This is a genomic window from Pseudomonas sp. B13(2017) (assembly GCF_002113245.1).
GTDB lineage: Bacteria > Pseudomonadota > Gammaproteobacteria > Pseudomonadales > Pseudomonadaceae > Aquipseudomonas > Aquipseudomonas putida_Z.
Genome location: NZ_NEJX01000001.1, coordinates 459471 through 474547 on the forward strand (window position 1 = coordinate 459471; position 15077 = coordinate 474547).

The following is a 15077-nucleotide window of genomic DNA, read 5'->3' on the forward strand; positions in this document are numbered from 1 at the left end:
TCAGGACCTGCCCAATGATCCACAGCGCGCAGCACGCCGCCTCCTACTACGCCGCCAGCAGCGCGCCACACCCCGACCACTCCTTCCTGCAAGGCGAGCACAGCGCCGACGTGTGCATCGTCGGCGGCGGCTACTCGGGCCTGAACACCGCCATCGAACTGGCCGAACGCGGCTTCTCGGTCATCCTGCTGGAAGCGCGCAAGCTCGGTTGGGGCGCCAGCGGGCGCAATGGTGGGCAACTGATCCGTGGCGTCGGCCACGGCCTGGAACAATTCCTCCCGGTCATCGGTGAGGAAGGCGTGCGCAGCCTGAAACTGATGGGCCTGGAAGCGGTGCAGATCGTCCGCGAGCGGATCGAAAGGCATGCCATCGCTTGCGACCTGACCTGGGGTTATTGCGACCTGGCCAACAAACCCGCCGAACTGCTGGGCTTTGCGGAGGATGCTGAAGAACTGCGCAGCCTCGGCTACGCACATGAACTGCGCCTGGTCGGCAAGGACGATATCCACAGCGTGGTCGGCGCTGACTGCTATGTCGGCGGGCTGGTCGACATGGGCTCCGGGCACCTGCACCCGCTAAACCTGGCACTGGGTGAGGCTGCCGTGGCCAGCCGCCTGGGCGTGAAGCTGTTCGAGCAGTCCGAGGTCACACGCATCGACTACGGCCCGGAAGTACAGGTACACACCGCCCAGGGCCGGGTACGCGCCAAGACTCTGGTGCTGTGCTGCAACGCCTACCACAACGACCTCAACCGCGAACTGGGCGGCAAGGTGCTGCCAGCCGGCAGCTACATCATCGCCACCGAGCCGCTGGGCGAGGAACGTGCCCGTTCGCTGCTGCCGCAGAACATGGCGGTGTGTGACCAGCGCGTGGCACTGGACTATTACCGCCTGTCCGCCGACCAGCGCCTGTTGTTCGGCGGTGCCTGCCACTATTCAGGCCGCGACCCGAAGGACATCGCCGCCTACATGCGGCCAAAGATGCTCAAGGTTTTCCCGCAACTGGCCGACGTGCGCATCGACTACCAGTGGGGCGGCATGATCGGCATCGGCGCCAACCGCCTGCCACAGGTTGGCCGCCTGGCCAGCCAGCCGAACGTGTATTACGCCCAGGCCTACTCCGGCCATGGGCTCAACGCCACCCACCTGGCTGCGCGCCTGCTCGGCGAAGCCATCAGCGGCCAGGAAAGCGGGCGGTTCGACCTGTTTGCCAAGGTGCCGCACATCACCTTCCCCGGCGGCCAGCACCTGCGCTCGCCGCTGCTGGCGTTGGGGATGCTGTGGCATCGCCTGAAAGAGCTGATCTGAAAGCTGCGCACTGCCCCTTGTGGGAGCGGCCTTGCGTCGCGAAAGGGCTGCGAAGCAGCCCCGGCAATTCATGCAGTGATGCAAATATCCTGGGGCCGCTGTGCGGCCCTTTCGCGACACAAGGCCGCTCCCACAACGATCGCATCAGTCTTTCCAGAAGGGCTTACGCCCCTCGGTCCGGGCCTGCTCCCAGCTCAGCCCGACATCGCGCAACTCGTCATCGGTCAACTGCAGCAGCGCCCTGCGGGTGTGCCAGCGATGCAGCATCAGCCCCCAACGCCCCAACCCTTCCGGCGCGTTGAACACCTTGGCTTGCTGCCCGGCTTCCAGTTCCTTGGCCAACAGTTGCAAGCGCACATCGCTCATGCCACCCATCACCGCACCCTCTCGTTCAGTTGATACCGTGGAGAAAGCATGCGCGTCGACAGCACCGGCAATACAGACCCAATACAGCCCTATTATTCCCATACAGAATTGGCCGCAGGCCGACTGAATGCTGTATTTTCAGCGCAACTGTACCGGTCGCCACGCTATTGCAGCGAAGGAGTATGCCGTGACCCTTTACCTGAACCTCGCCGAGCTGCTCGGTGCGCGCATTGAACAGGGCCTCTACCGCCCCGGCCAGCGCCTGCCGTCAGTGCGCGCCCTGAGTGTGGAGCACGGGGTCAGCCTGAGCACCGTGCAGCAGGCCTACCGCATGCTGGAAGACAGCGGCATGGTCTCGCCCCGGCCCAAGTCCGGCTACTTCGTCAACGACCACCGCCACCTGCCAGCCCTGCCCGCCGTCAGCCGCCCGGCCCAGCGCCCGGTAGACATCTCGCAATGGGAGCAGGTGCTGGAACTGGTGCGCAGCACCCCACGCCAGGGCGTGATCCAGCTCGGCCGCGGCATGCCCGACATCGACAGCCCCACCCTCAAGCCACTGCTGCGCAGCCTCGCCCAGCTGAGCCGGCGGCAGGATATGCCCGGCCTGTACTACGACAACATCCACGGCAACCTGGCCCTGCGCGAACAGGTGGCCCGGCTGACGCTCGACTCCGGCTGCCGCCTGGGCCCGGGCGACCTGGTGATAACCACCGGCTGCCATGAGGCGCTGTCATGCAGCATTCGCGCAGTGTGCGAGCCGGGCGATATCGTCGCGGTCGACTCCCCCAGCTTCCACGGCGCCATGCAAACCCTCAAGGGCCTGGGCATGAAAGCCCTGGAAATCCCCACCGACCCGGTCACCGGTATCAGTCTGGAAGCGCTGGAACTGGCCCTGGAGCAGTGGCCGATCAAGCTCATCCAGATCACCCCCAGCTGCAACAACCCGCTCGGCTACATCATGCCCGAGGCCCGCAAGAAGGCCCTGCTGAGCCTGGCCCAGCGCTACGATGTGGCGATCCTCGAAGATGATGTGTACGGCGACCTGGCCTACACCTACCCGCGCCCACGCACCCTCAAGTCGTTTGACGACGACGGCCGCGTGCTGCTTTGCAGTTCGTTCTCCAAGACCCTCGCCCCCGGCCTGCGGATAGGCTGGGTGGCGCCCGGTCGTTACCTGGAGCGGGTGCTGCACATGAAGTACATCAGCACCGGCAGCACGGCCAGCCAGCCGCAGTTGGCCATTGCCGACTTCATCGCCGGCGGGCACTACCAACCCCACGTGCGGCGCATGCGCAGCCAGTACCAGCGTGGCCGCGACCTGATGAGCGACTGGGTAACCCGCTACTTCCCGGCGGGCACCCGGGTCAGCCGGCCGCAAGGTGGCTTCATGTTGTGGGTGGAATTACCCGAACATTTCGATACGCTGCGCCTGAACCGGGCTTTACTGGAGCAGGACGTACAGGTTGCCGTGGGCAGCATCTTCTCGGCCTCGGGCAAGTTCCGCCACTGCCTGCGCATGAACTTCGCCGCGCGGCCGACGCCGCAGATCGAAGCCGCCGTGCGCAAGGTTGGTGAAACCGCCCTTCGTCTACTGGATGAAGAAAGCGCCGGCGCGTAACTTTGCGCCGCCCGCCACGGTCCAACCTATCAAGCCTTTGCTGCACAGGACGATCCACCCTTGAGACTCCAGCGAGCCCTGCCTCTGCTGTTGGTGCTACTGCTCGGCCTTGCCGGCTGCGCCAGCGTCGGCACGCCCCGCGAAACCAGCCAGGCGCTACCTGCCAACGACTCGGCCTTCGGCCGCTCGGTACTGCGCCAGGCCGCCCCCTACGGCGGCCGCTCGGGCTTTCGCCTGCTGCCCAACAGCAACGAGGCGTTCCGCGCCCGTGCCGAACTGATCCGCAACGCCCAGGCGAGCATCGACCTGCAGTACTACATCGTCCACGATGGCCTCAGCACCCGCGCCCTGGTGCATGAACTGCTTCGCGCCGCCGACCGTGGCGTGCGCGTGCGCATCCTGCTCGACGACACCACCAGCGACGGCCTGGACGTCATCATGGGTACCCTCGATGCCCATCCGAACATCCAGATCCGCGTGTTCAACCCGCTGCACCTGGGCCGCAGCACCGGCGCGACACGCGCGGTGGGCCGCCTGTTCAACCTGTCGCGCCAGCACCGGCGCATGCACAACAAGCTGTTCCTGGTGGACAACAGCATGGCCATCGTCGGCGGGCGCAACCTGGGCGATGAATATTTCGATGCCGAACCCAACCTCAACTTCACCGACATCGACTTGCTGGGCGTCGGCCCGGTGGCCGAACAGCTCGGCCATAGTTTCGACCAGTACTGGAACAGCGCCCTGAGCCGGCCGATTACCGACTTTCTCTGGCGCGACCCGGATGCCAGCGACCTGCGCGCCAGCCGCCACCGCCTGGAAATTTCACTCGCCGAAGCCAGGACCCAGCGCAAAGCCCTGTATGACCGCTTGATGGCCTACCAGTCGCAGCCACGCCTGGATGTGTGGCGCAACGAGCTTATCTGGGCCCATGCCCAGGCGCTGTGGGATGCGCCGAGCAAGGTGCTGGCCGATGACGAACCGGACCCGCAACTGCTGCTGACCCAGCAACTGGCCCCGGACTTGAGCAAGGTGCAACACGAGCTGATCCTGGTATCGGCGTACTTCGTACCCGGCGAGTCCGGCCTGCTGTACCTGACCCACAGCGCCGATGCGGGTATCTCGATCAAGCTGCTGACCAACTCGCTGGAGGCTACCGACGTGCCGGCGGTGCATGGCGGCTATGCGCCGTATCGGCGGGCGCTGCTGGAGCATGGCGTGCAGCTGTACGAGCTGCGCCGCCAACCCGGCGACCCCAGCGCGCGGCACAGCTTGAGCTTCCATGGCAGTTCGGACTCGAGCCTGCACAGCAAGGCGATCGTGTTCGACCGGCGCAAGACCTTCATCGGCTCGTTCAACTTCGACCCGCGTTCGGTGTTGTGGAATACCGAGGTCGGGGTGCTGGTGGACAGCCCGGAGCTGGCCGAGTACACCCGCGCGCTGGCGGTACAGGGCATGGCCCCGGCCTTGAGCTATCAGCCGACGCTGGTGGGTAACCAGATGGTGTGGGTGACCGAGGAAAATGGCAGGCGGCGCATGCTCACATCCGAACCGGGCGGGATGTGGCGGCGGTTCAATGCCTGGATCAGCAAGGCGGTAGGCTTGGAGAAGATGCTGTAGCTGATGGCCTCATCGCCGGCAAGCCAGCTCCCACAGGGACTGCAGCATTCAAGGCCTATGGAGAACCTGTGGGAGCTGGCTTGCCGGCGATGGGGCGCAAAGCGGCCCAAAAAACCATCAGGCAGAGGCAGGCTCGAAGGCCCCGCGCCGCCGGGTCAACACCACCAACCCCGCGGCCCCCGCCGCCATCAGCAACGGCAACGCATGCCCGCTGATCCACTGGCTGCCTGCCCCGGCCAGCAGCGGCCCGAGCAGGCAGCCAATACCCCACAGCTGCGCCACATGGGCGTTGGCCCGCACCAGCGCATCATCCCGGTAGCGCTCACCAATCAGCACCAGCGACAAGGTGAACAAGCCCCCCGCACTGGCCCCGAACAGCACCCACAGCGGCCAGATCGCCGGTGTATGCAGCAGCAACGGAATCGCCAGGCTGGATACCAGCAGGGTCACCGCACAGCCAGTGAACAGAGCGCGCCGCGACATATGGTCGGCCAGCGCACCGATGGGCAGTTGCAGCACCGCATCGCCCACCACCACGGTACTGACCATGAACAGGGCGATTTCGGTGCTGAAGCCCTGTTGCAGGCAATACACCGGCAACAAGGTCAGGATCATTGCTTCGAACGAGGCAAACAGGGCAATGGCCCAGGCGATCACCGGCAAGCGCCGGCAGAAGGCGAACAGGTCGCCGAAGGTGACGCTGCAGGCCTCTGTGCTGGGTGCCCCGCCACGGCCCAGGAGAATCAGCGGCGCCACCAGCAGCAGGCCGGTAGCGGCCCAGAAGCCGAAGTCGTCATCCGAGCCGAGAAAGCCCAGCACGAGTGGCCCGGCCAGCTGGCTGAGCGCATAGCTGCTGCCATACAGCGCCACCAGGCGGCCACGCCATTGCTCGACCACCAGCTGGTTGATCCAGCTTTCGCCGAGGATGAACACCACGGTCAGTGACATACCGATCAGCAGCCGCAACAGCAGCCACAGCGGGTAGCTGGGCAGCAGTGCGACCAGGCCGATCGACAGCGCCCCGCCCCACAGGCACAGGCGCATGGCCGAGGGCACGCCGACCCAGCCGGCCAGGCGGCTGGCCATGCTGGCACCTACCAGCACGCCCAGCGCCGGCATTGCAGCCATCACGCCGATGGCGAAGCTGCCGTAGCCCCAGGCCTCCAGGCGCAGGGATACCAGCGGCATGCTCACGCCGAGTGCCAGCCCGACACTGAGCACCGATGCCAGTACGGCGAAGTAGGTACCCCAACGCATTACAGCCTCCCAGGCAGAATTCTTGAACAGCAAAAACGACGAAGCCGGGGCAGCGTGAGCCGACCCGGCTATTGTTGGGCTGCTGTGCAGCCCATCGCCGGCAAGCCAGCTCCCACAGGTACAGCACTGGCCTCAAGGGCTGCGAATAACTTGTGGGAGCTGGCTTGCCGGCGATTGGGCCGCAAAGCGGCCCCTTACGATTACAACTTGATCCAGGTCGCCTTCAGCTCGGTGTACTTCTCCAGCGCATGCAGCGACTTGTCACGGCCGTTGCCCGACTGCTTGAAGCCACCGAACGGCGCGGTCATGTCGCCGCCGTCGTACTGGTTGACCCAGACGCTGCCAGCGCGCACGGCACGGGCGGTCTTGTGGGCCTTGGAGATGTCCGAGGTCCAGATGCCAGCGGCCAGGCCATACGGCGTGTCGTTGGCAATGGCGACGGCTTCTTCGGCGGTATCGAAGGCAATCACCGACAGCACCGGGCCGAAGATTTCTTCCTGGGCGATCTTCATGGCGTTGGTCACGCCGTCGAAGATGGTCGGCTCGACATAGGTGCCACCGGTTTCTTCCAGGGTGCGCTTGCCGCCGGCCAGCAGCTTGGCGCCGTCCTTGTGGCCAGCCTCGATGTACGACAGCACGGTGTTCATCTGCTGGGTGTCGACCAGAGCACCGACAGTGGTCTGTGGGTCCAGCGGGTTGCCTGGCTTCCAGCCTTTCAGGGCCTCGACCACCATCGGCAGGAACTTGTCCTTGATCGAACGCTCGACCAGCAGGCGCGAGCCGGCGGTGCACACTTCGCCCTGGTTGAAGGCGATGGCGCTGGCGGCAGCTTCGGCGGCAGCTTGCAGGTCCGGAGCGTCAGCGAAGACAATGTTCGGGCTCTTGCCGCCGGCTTCCAGCCAGATGCGCTTCATGTTCGATTCGCCCGCGTAAACCATCAGCTGCTTGGCGATCTTGGTCGAACCGGTGAATACCAGGGTGTCGACGTCCATGTGCAGGGCCAGGGCCTTGCCCACGGTGTGGCCGTAGCCTGGCAGCACGTTCAGCACGCCAGCCGGGATACCGGCTTCGATGGCCAGCTGGGCGATGCGAATGGCCGTCAACGGCGATTTTTCGGACGGCTTGAGCACTACCGAGTTACCGGTGGCCAGGGCCGGGCCGAGCTTCCAGCAGGCCATCAGCAGCGGGAAGTTCCACGGTACGATGGCACCGACCACACCCACCGCTTCGCGGGTGACCAGGCCGAGCTGGTCATGCGGGGTCGGGGCGACTTCGTCGTAGACCTTGTCGATGGCTTCGGCAGTCCAGTGAATGGCATTGGCCGCGCCAGGTACGTCGATGCTGGAGGAGTCGCCGATCGGCTTGCCCATGTCCAGGGTTTCCAGCAGCGCCAGCTCTTCGACGTTCTTGCGCAGCAGGTCGGCGAAGCGGATCAGCTTGGCCTTGCGCTTGGCCGGGGCCAGCTGCGACCACACGCCGGAGTTGAAGGTGGCACGGGCGTTTTCCACAGCGCGGTTGGCATCGGCCAGGTCGCAGCTGGCAACCTTGGCCAGGAAGCGTCCGTCGACCGGGCTCAGGCACTCGAAGGTTTCACCGGATGCGGCATCGGTGTATTCGCCGTTGATGAAGGCACGGCCTTCGATCTTCAGTTGCTGGGCACGTTGTTCCCAGTCCGCACGAGTCAGGGTGGTCATACGAAACTCCTCCTCTTGTATAGGTGCAACGCCGCACTGAGGACTCACAGGCGTTGTCAGAATTCTGCCCAAGCGTCGAGGGCATTTTAGCTACCGACACCCTAAACCAGCCCGTGTAAACTATCAATATATTTGACACGAATGGCTCAAAAGCCTACTCATGTGCATTTTATTAAACAACAACAGGAGCCGAACCATGAGCATCGACAGCATCATCGACTTCGCGCAGGTCATTACCGAGGCCGAACGCTACCGCCCGGCGGCGGAAAAAATCCTCAAGGGCGAGCCCGACCAGGCTGTCTACAACCATTATTCCAGCCCCTGCGGGCAGTTTGCCGCGGGCGTGTGGGAAGGCGAGGTGGGGCAGTGGACGGTGAACTACACCGAGCATGAGTACTGCGAGATCGTCCAGGGCGTTTCGGTGCTGCGTGACCAGGATGGCGGAGCCAAGACCCTGCGTGCCGGTGATCGGTTTGTCATCCCGGCCGGATTCAAGGGCACCTGGGAGGTGCTGGAGCCTTGCCGCAAGATCTATGTGATGTTCGAGCAGAAATGATTTGAGGCTGTGCCGGCCTCTTCGCGGGTGAACCCGCTCCCACAAGGATTTCACCGCCCTAAAGGCTTGTGATGTACCTGTGGGAGCGGGTTTACCCGCGAAGAGGCCAGCACAGGCATAAAAAAACCCGCCTCCTTTCGGATGCGGGTTTTTTCAGGTCGCCGATCAATTACTTGATCTTGGCTTCCTTGTACACCACGTGCTTGCGAACAACCGGATCGTATTTCTTGATCTCGATTTTGTCCGGAGTGGTGCGCTTGTTCTTGTCGGTGGTGTAGAAGTGGCCAGTGCCAGCACTCGAAACCAGACGGATCAATTCACGCATGACGTTCTCCTTAGAACTTTTCGCCGCGAGCGCGCAGCTCGGCCAGCACTACGTCGATACCACGCTTGTCAATAACGCGCATGCCTTTGGCAGATACGCGCAGACGCACGAAACGCTTCTCGGATTCAACCCAGAAACGGTGGTGCTGCAGGTTCGGCAGGAAACGACGACGGGTTTTGTTGTTTGCGTGGGAAATGTTGTTCCCGGTTACTGGACCCTTACCAGTAACTTGACAGACTCTCGACATGACTCAGCCCTCTAAAACCACATGCCCAACCCGGCATGGGTTGGCCGCTTAATCTCTCAGTCTTTGGCGCCTAGGCGCCGTGATTCTGGAGGTCTTATCGACCGGATCCGCTTATGCGACAGGCCGAGCCCCTAGAAAAGAGCGCTGCTTTATACCAGAAAGACTTGGCCGCAACAACATTAGATGCACATTGTCACGAGCCGGAACGCGCCGGGCCAGCATAGCGGCAGGCCCCGCCAGCCGTCGACCGCCCGTCGCCAATTTTGTAAAAAAGGGTGTGGTCATTTTCCGACGGGCACACTAGGGTAGGCCTTTTCCAGACTGCACTGGCAGATGGGCCACTGACAGCCAAGGAGCCACTATGCGTGCTGCCGCCCTTTCCTTATTGTTCAACTCCTTGTTCGCCGCCGGCGCCCTGTTCGCCGCCGGCGTTGCCCAGGCCGCCCCGCTGAGCGTCTGCAGCGAGGCCAGCCCCGAAGGCTTCGACGTGGTGCAGTACAACTCGCTGACCACCACCAACGCCACGGCCGATGTGCTGATGAACCGCCTGGTGGAGTTCGACGCGGCGCAAGGCAAGGTGGTGCCGAGCCTGGCGACCAGTTGGACGGTATCGGCCGACGGCCTGATCTACGACTTCACCTTGCGCGATGACGTGAAATTCCACACCACCGCCTACTTCAAGCCAAGCCGCGCACTGAACGCCGACGATGTGCTGTTCAGCTTCCAGCGCATGCTCTACCCCGCCCATGCCTGGCACAAGACTGCGCCAGGCGGCTACCCGCATGCCCAGTCGCTGCAACTGGGCAGCCTGATCAAGGCAATCGAGGCGCCGGCACCGAACACCGTGCGCTTCACCCTCAGCCACCCGGACGCCACCTTCCTGGCCACCCTGAGCATGGGCTTCGCCTCGATCTACTCCGCCGAGTACGCCGACAAACTGCTCAAGGCCGGCACGCCGGAGAAGCTCAACAGTCAGCCGGTCGGCACCGGGCCGTTCATCTTCCAGCGCTTCCAGAAGGACGCCGTGGTGCGCTATCGCGCCAACCCCGACTACTTCGCCGGCAAGCCGGCGGTCGACCCGCTGATCTTCGCCATCACCACCGATGCCAACGTGCGCCTGCAGAAGCTCAAGCGCGGCGAGTGCCAGGTCGCGTTGTCGCCCAAGCCGCTGGACATCGCCGAAGCCGGCAAGGACGGCAACCTCAAGGTGGCCACCACCCCGGCGTTCATGACCGCCTTCGTCGCCATCAACAGCCAGCACCCACCGCTGGACAAGCCGGAAGTGCGCCAGGCCATCAACCTGGCCTTCGACAAGCAGGCCTACCTCAAGGCCGTGTTCGAAGACTCCGCGGTGGCCGCCAACGGCCCCTACCCGCCCAACACCTGGAGCTACGCCAAGGACCTGCCCGGCTACCCGCTGGACCTTAAGAAAGCCAAGGCCCTGCTGACCAAGGCCGGCCTGGCCGAGGGCTTCAGCACCACGATCTGGACACGCCCGTCGGGCAGCCTGCTCAACCCCAACCCCAGCCTCGGTGCGCAGATGCTGCAGGCCGACCTGGCCAAGATTGGCATCAAGGCCGAGATCCGCGTGATCGAGTGGGGCGAGCTGATCCGCCGCGCCAAGGCGGGCGAGCATGACCTGCTGTTCATGGGTTGGGCGGGTGACAACGGCGACCCGGACAACTTCCTCAGCCCGCAGTTTTCCTGCGCGGCGGTGCAGTCGGGGACCAACTTCGCACGCTTCTGCGACAGCCGCCTGGACCAGCTGATCAGCGCCGGACGCACCACCAACGACCAGAGCGTGCGCAGCCGGCTTTACCAGCAGGCACAGACGCTGATCCAGCAGCAGGCGCTGTGGGTGCCGCTGGCGCACCCGACAGCGGCGACCTTGCTGCGCCAAGGGGTCGAGGGGTACCAGGTGAGCCCGTTCGGGCGGTTGGATTTCAGCAAGGTGTCTGTGAACAAGTAAGCCTGCACCGGCCTCTTCGCGGGCTTGCCCGCTCCCACAGGGACAGCACAACACTCAAGGTTGGCGCGATACCTGTGGGAGCGGGCGAGCCCGCGAAGAGGCCGGGACAGGCAGCACAATTACCTAAGCCACAATCCACCCATGCTCGACCATCGACAGCGGCTCCCCGTCACCGATGATGATGTGATCCAGCACCCGCACATCGATCAACGCCAGCCCCCGCTTCAACGACAGGGTCAAGTGCACATCGTCCTGGCTGGGCTCACTGTTACCCGAGGGGTGGTTGTGGCACAGGATCAAGGCCGCTGCGTTATGCAGCAATGCCCGCCGCACCACTTCCCGCGGGTAGACGCTGGCCCGATCTATCGTGCCTCGGAAGAGGATCTCAAACGCCAACGGCCTGTGCTTGGTATCGAGAAAGAGGCATCCGAACACCTCGCTGACTTCATGTCGCAGCATCGCTTTCAAATAGCGCCTCACCGTTGCCGGGCTGTCCATCGCGGATTCACGCTCAATCGAAGTTGCAAGGTGCCTGCGCCCGATCTCCAGCAGCGCCTGCAGCTGGCTGAACCTCACCGGGCCCAACCCAAGCTCGCCGACGAAAGCCTCACGGTCGGCCTCCAGCAACTGGCGCAACCCCCCGAACTTCACGAGCAGACCTCGCGCCAGCTCCACGACATTGCGCCCACGCACACCTGAGCCGAGAAATACAGCCAGCAATTCCGCGTCCGTCAGGCTTCCGGCCCCACGCTGCAGCAACTTCTCCCTCGGCCGCTCTTCAGCCGGCCACTCCCTGATATTCATCCCGTCCCTCTGCCCTTGCTGCGGCCCATTTCGGCCCTGTGTTAATCTATTTCGCCTCGTACATGCGACGTTCTGCCGCAGGCATTTTCAAACGTCGCCGCCCGCTCTCACTGGAAAAAGGCAAGCCTATGCAGCGGCTGTATCGCAAGCGCATCGTTCTCGGCGTGGGTGGCGGCATTGCCGCCTACAAAAGCGCCGAACTGATTCGCCGACTCCTGGAGCACGGCGCGCAGGTGCGCGTCGTCATGACCCGTGGTGGTGCAGAGTTCATCACCCCGCTGACCCTGCAGGCGCTGTCGGGCCACCCGGTGCACATGGACCTGCTCGACCCTGCCGCCGAAGCGGCCATGGGCCACATCGAACTGGCCAAATGGGCCGACCTGGTGCTGATCGCCCCGGCCACCGCCGACCTCATGGCGCGCATGGCCCAAGGCATGGCCGACGACCTGCTGACCACCCTGGTGCTGGCTACCGATGCCACCGTTGCCGTGGCCCCGGCCATGAACCAGGCCATGTGGCGCGACCCGGCCACCCAGGCCAACCTCGAACTGCTCAAGAGCCGTGGCATCCAGGTGTTCGGCCCGGCGTCCGGCAGCCAAGCCTGTGGCGATGTCGGCCTGGGCCGCATGCTCGAAGCCACCGACCTGGCCTGGTGTGCCGCGGAAAGCTTCAAGCGCCAGGCACTGACCGGCAAGCACGTGCTGATCACCGCCGGCCCGACCCAGGAAAACATCGACCCGGTGCGCTACATCACCAATCATAGCTCCGGCAAGATGGGCTTCGCCCTGGCTGAAGCGGCCGCCGAAGCCGGGGCTCGGGTGACCCTCGTCACTGGCCCGGTGCACCTGCCAACCCCCGACCGGGTCAGCCGTATCGACGTGGTCAGCGCGCGGGACATGCTCGCGGCCTGTGAAGCGGCCATGCCGTGCGACCTGTTCATCGCCTCTGCGGCGGTTGCGGACTACCGCCCGGAAGTCGTTGCCACGCAAAAATTGAAGAAAGATCCTACGACCGGCGACGGCATGCTGCTGCAGATGGTGCGCAATCCCGATATCCTTGCCACCATCGCTGGCCGCGCCGACCGCCCGTTCAGCGTCGGTTTCGCCGCCGAGACCGAACACTTGCTCGATTACGCCACGCGCAAGCTCAAGGACAAGAACCTCGACCTGATCGTCGCCAATGATGTGGCCAACCCCAGCATCGGCTTCAACAGCGAGGAAAACGCCTTGACCGTGATCGACCGCCAGCAGCACCAGACCCTCTTCGCGCAGACCAGCAAGGGCAAGATTGCCCGGCAACTGGTCGCCTTCATCGCCGAACGGCTCAATCAGGTTCAATAAGTTACATGCACGCTCTTCAAGCCAAGATCCTCGACCCACGCCTGGGCACCGAATTCCCCCTGCCGCAGTACGCCACCCCCGGCTCCGCCGGCCTGGACCTGCGCGCCCTGCTCAAGGAAGACACCGTCCTCGAGCCAGGCCAGACCCTGCTGATCCCCACCGGCCTGTCGATCTACATCGGCGACCCGGGCCTGGCGGCGGTGATCCTGCCGCGCTCGGGCCTGGGCCATAAGCACGGCATCGTGCTGGGCAACCTGGTCGGGCTGATCGACTCGGACTACCAGGGCGAGTTGATGGTGTCGTGCTGGAACCGCGGCAACACCCCGTTCACCATCGCCGTTGGCGAGCGCATTGCCCAGCTGGTGCTGGTACCGGTGGTACAGGCCCATTTCGACATCGTCGAAGCGTTCGATGAAAGCCAGCGCGGTGCTGGCGGCTTCGGCCATTCCGGCAGCCACTGAGCCGAGAAATGACCGTTCAGGCCAAGGATGGCGAACTCTCTGGCGAAACCACCGTCCAAGCGTTCAGTTTGCGCCTGCCCAGAAAGCCTTTGACTAATGGAGCTTCCAGAGATGAACGACATGGCCCACCTGGTACCCGCCGCACTGCCAGACAGCATTTTCCGCGCGTATGACATTCGCGGCGTGGTCGGCAAAACCCTTCACGCCGAAACCGCCTACTGGATCGGCCGCGCCATCGGCGCGCAGAGCCTGGCCCAGGGCGAACCGAAGGTTTCGGTCGGCCGCGATGGCCGCCTGTCCGGCCCGATGCTGGTCGAACAGCTGATCAAGGGCCTGGTCGATGCCGGCTGCCAGGTCAGCGACGTCGGCCTGGTGCCCACCCCGGCGCTGTACTACGCAGCCAACGTGCTGGCCGGCAAGTCCGGTGTGATGCTGACCGGCAGCCACAACCCGTCGGACTACAACGGCTTCAAGATCGTCATCGCCGGCGATACCCTGGCCAACGAACAGATCCAGGCCCTGCTGACGCGCCTGAAAACCAACGACCTGACCCGCGCCGAAGGCCGCGTGGAAAAGGTCGAGATCCTTGACCGCTACTTCCAGCAGATCGTCGAAGACGTGAAGCTGGCCAGGAAGCTCAAGGTGGTAGTGGACTGCGGCAACGGTGCCGCCGGCGTGGTCGCGCCGCAACTGATCGAAGCCCTTGGCTGCGAAGTGATCCCGCTGTTCTGCGAGGTCGACGGCAACTTCCCCAACCACCACCCGGACCCGGGCAAGCCGGAAAACCTCGAAGACCTGATCGCCAAGGTCAAGGAAACCGGCGCCGACATCGGCCTGGCCTTCGACGGTGACGGCGACCGCGTCGGCGTGGTGACCAACACCGGCAGCATCGTCTACCCAGACCGCCTGCTGATGCTGTTTGCCCAGGACGTGCTATCGCGCAACCCGGGCGCCGAGATCATCTTCGACGTCAAATGCACCCGTCGCCTTACCCCGCTGATCGAGCAGCACGGCGGCCGCGCTCTGATGTGGAAGACCGGTCACTCGCTGATCAAGAAGAAGATGAAGCAGACCGGCTCGCTGCTGGCCGGCGAGATGAGCGGTCACATCTTCATCAAGGAACGCTGGTACGGTTTCGACGACGGCATCTACAGCGCTGCACGCCTGCTGGAGATCCTCAGCAAGGCCGGGCAGAGCGCCGAAAACCTGTTCGCCGCGTTCCCGAACGATATTTCCACGCCGGAAATCAATATTGATGTGACCGACGAGGGTAAATTCAGCATCATTGATGCACTGCAACGCGACGCCGACTGGGGCGAAGCCAACCTGACCACCATCGACGGTGTGCGGGTGGATTACGCCCACGGCTGGGGCCTGGTTCGCGCCTCCAACACCACCCCGGTGCTGGTGCTGCGCTTCGAGGCCGACAGCGACGCCGAATTGCAACGTATCAAGGATGTTTTCCGTACTCAGTTGCTGCGGGTTGAGCCTGAGCTGCAACTGCCGTTCTGACCGA

Annotated in this window: 13 protein-coding genes and 1 pseudogene; 8 read left to right on the plus strand and 6 right to left on the minus strand. The window is 64.2% G+C overall.

Annotation, left to right across the window (positions count from 1 at the left end; genetic code table 11):
• The first annotated feature begins 14 nt into the window (after positions 1–14).
• A complete protein-coding gene (locus CAG44_RS02050; RefSeq protein WP_085691506.1) occupies positions 15–1307 on the plus strand; it encodes an FAD-binding oxidoreductase in 1293 nt (430 codons plus the stop codon).
• A gap of 144 nt (positions 1308–1451) precedes the next feature.
• Here CAG44_RS02050 and CAG44_RS02055 read toward each other — a convergent pair whose 3' ends face one another.
• Positions 1452–1682, minus strand: coding sequence for a DUF1127 domain-containing protein (locus CAG44_RS02055; RefSeq protein ID WP_085615949.1), 231 nt, complete (start codon positions 1680–1682; stop codon positions 1452–1454).
• 178 nt (positions 1683–1860) lie between these two features.
• On the opposite strand from CAG44_RS02055, the gene CAG44_RS02060 reads away from it, so the two are divergent.
• The gene (locus CAG44_RS02060; protein ID WP_170929250.1) at positions 1861–3291 is read left to right on the plus strand and encodes a PLP-dependent aminotransferase family protein; all 1431 of its coding nucleotides are present in this window, start codon (positions 1861–1863) and stop codon (positions 3289–3291) included.
• 60 nt (positions 3292–3351) lie between these two features.
• Complete coding sequence (locus CAG44_RS02065) at positions 3352–4908, plus strand: phospholipase D family protein (protein ID WP_085691507.1); 1557 nt, start codon at positions 3352–3354, stop codon at positions 4906–4908.
• Positions 4909–5025: 117 nt separating this feature from the next.
• On the opposite strand, the gene CAG44_RS02070 is transcribed toward CAG44_RS02065, so the two are convergent.
• Both CAG44_RS02070 and CAG44_RS02075 read right to left on the minus strand, forming a co-directional pair.
• Positions 5026–6165: an MFS transporter gene (locus CAG44_RS02070; RefSeq protein ID WP_085691508.1), complete on the minus strand. Its 1140-nt coding sequence runs from the start codon at positions 6163–6165 to the stop codon at positions 5026–5028.
• A 200-nt stretch (positions 6166–6365) separates the two neighbouring features.
• Positions 6366–7859: an aldehyde dehydrogenase gene (locus CAG44_RS02075; RefSeq protein WP_013974786.1), complete on the minus strand. Its 1494-nt coding sequence runs from the start codon at positions 7857–7859 to the stop codon at positions 6366–6368.
• Between the two features lie 196 nt (positions 7860–8055).
• Between CAG44_RS02075 and CAG44_RS02080 the strand changes: the two genes are divergently transcribed.
• Positions 8056–8415, plus strand: a complete 360-nt coding sequence (locus tag CAG44_RS02080; RefSeq protein WP_003258971.1) for a cupin domain-containing protein — start codon at positions 8056–8058, stop codon at positions 8413–8415.
• 169 nt (positions 8416–8584) lie between these two features.
• Here CAG44_RS02080 and rpmG read toward each other — a convergent pair whose 3' ends face one another.
• Both rpmG and rpmB read right to left on the minus strand, forming a co-directional pair.
• A complete protein-coding gene (gene rpmG, locus CAG44_RS02085) occupies positions 8585–8740 on the minus strand; it encodes a 50S ribosomal protein L33 (RefSeq protein ID WP_003253507.1) in 156 nt (51 codons plus the stop codon).
• Between the two features lie 10 nt (positions 8741–8750).
• On the minus strand, positions 8751–8987 hold the full coding sequence (gene rpmB, locus CAG44_RS02090) for a 50S ribosomal protein L28 (protein ID WP_003258972.1): 237 nt from the start codon (positions 8985–8987) through the stop codon (positions 8751–8753).
• Between the two features lie 361 nt (positions 8988–9348).
• Here rpmB and CAG44_RS02095 point away from each other — a divergent pair, with 361 nt between their 5' ends.
• Positions 9349–10956: an ABC transporter substrate-binding protein gene (locus CAG44_RS02095; protein ID WP_085691509.1), complete on the plus strand. Its 1608-nt coding sequence runs from the start codon at positions 9349–9351 to the stop codon at positions 10954–10956.
• A gap of 123 nt (positions 10957–11079) precedes the next feature.
• Here CAG44_RS02095 and radC read toward each other — a convergent pair whose 3' ends face one another.
• On the minus strand, positions 11080–11760 hold the full coding sequence (gene radC / locus CAG44_RS02100) for a DNA repair protein RadC (RefSeq protein WP_025341108.1): 681 nt from the start codon (positions 11758–11760) through the stop codon (positions 11080–11082).
• Between the two features lie 128 nt (positions 11761–11888).
• Between radC and coaBC the strand changes: the two genes are divergently transcribed.
• The 3 genes and pseudogenes from coaBC to CAG44_RS02115 all read left to right on the plus strand — a co-directional run.
• Complete coding sequence (coaBC, locus tag CAG44_RS02105; RefSeq protein WP_003253409.1) at positions 11889–13100, plus strand: bifunctional phosphopantothenoylcysteine decarboxylase/phosphopantothenate--cysteine ligase CoaBC; 1212 nt, start codon at positions 11889–11891, stop codon at positions 13098–13100.
• 5 nt (positions 13101–13105) lie between these two features.
• Positions 13106–13561 (plus strand): dUTP diphosphatase, encoded by a 456-nt coding sequence (gene dut / locus CAG44_RS02110; RefSeq protein WP_015272329.1) that lies wholly within the window; start codon positions 13106–13108, stop codon positions 13559–13561.
• 144 nt (positions 13562–13705) lie between these two features.
• Positions 13706–15073, plus strand: a pseudogene (locus CAG44_RS02115) (phosphomannomutase/phosphoglucomutase); the annotation flags it as partial.
• Positions 15074–15077 lie beyond the last annotated feature (4 nt).

Coding starts and splice junctions, on each gene's coding strand:
- CAG44_RS02050 (WP_085691506.1), top strand. CDS start 15: ATGATCCACAGCGCGCAGCACGCCGCCTCCTACTACGCCGCCAGCAGC.
- CAG44_RS02055 (WP_085615949.1), bottom strand. CDS start 1,682: ATGGGTGGCATGAGCGATGTGCGCTTGCAACTGTTGGCCAAGGAACTG.
- CAG44_RS02070 (WP_085691508.1), bottom strand. CDS start 6,165: ATGCGTTGGGGTACCTACTTCGCCGTACTGGCATCGGTGCTCAGTGTC.
- CAG44_RS02075 (WP_013974786.1), bottom strand. CDS start 7,859: ATGACCACCCTGACTCGTGCGGACTGGGAACAACGTGCCCAGCAACTG.
- CAG44_RS02080 (WP_003258971.1), top strand. CDS start 8,056: ATGAGCATCGACAGCATCATCGACTTCGCGCAGGTCATTACCGAGGCC.
- rpmG (WP_003253507.1), bottom strand. CDS start 8,740: ATGCGTGAATTGATCCGTCTGGTTTCGAGTGCTGGCACTGGCCACTTC.
- rpmB (WP_003258972.1), bottom strand. CDS start 8,987: ATGTCGAGAGTCTGTCAAGTTACTGGTAAGGGTCCAGTAACCGGGAAC.
- CAG44_RS02095 (WP_085691509.1), top strand. CDS start 9,349: ATGCGTGCTGCCGCCCTTTCCTTATTGTTCAACTCCTTGTTCGCCGCC.
- radC (WP_025341108.1), bottom strand. CDS start 11,760: ATGAATATCAGGGAGTGGCCGGCTGAAGAGCGGCCGAGGGAGAAGTTG.
- coaBC (WP_003253409.1), top strand. CDS start 11,889: ATGCAGCGGCTGTATCGCAAGCGCATCGTTCTCGGCGTGGGTGGCGGC.
- dut (WP_015272329.1), top strand. CDS start 13,106: ATGCACGCTCTTCAAGCCAAGATCCTCGACCCACGCCTGGGCACCGAA.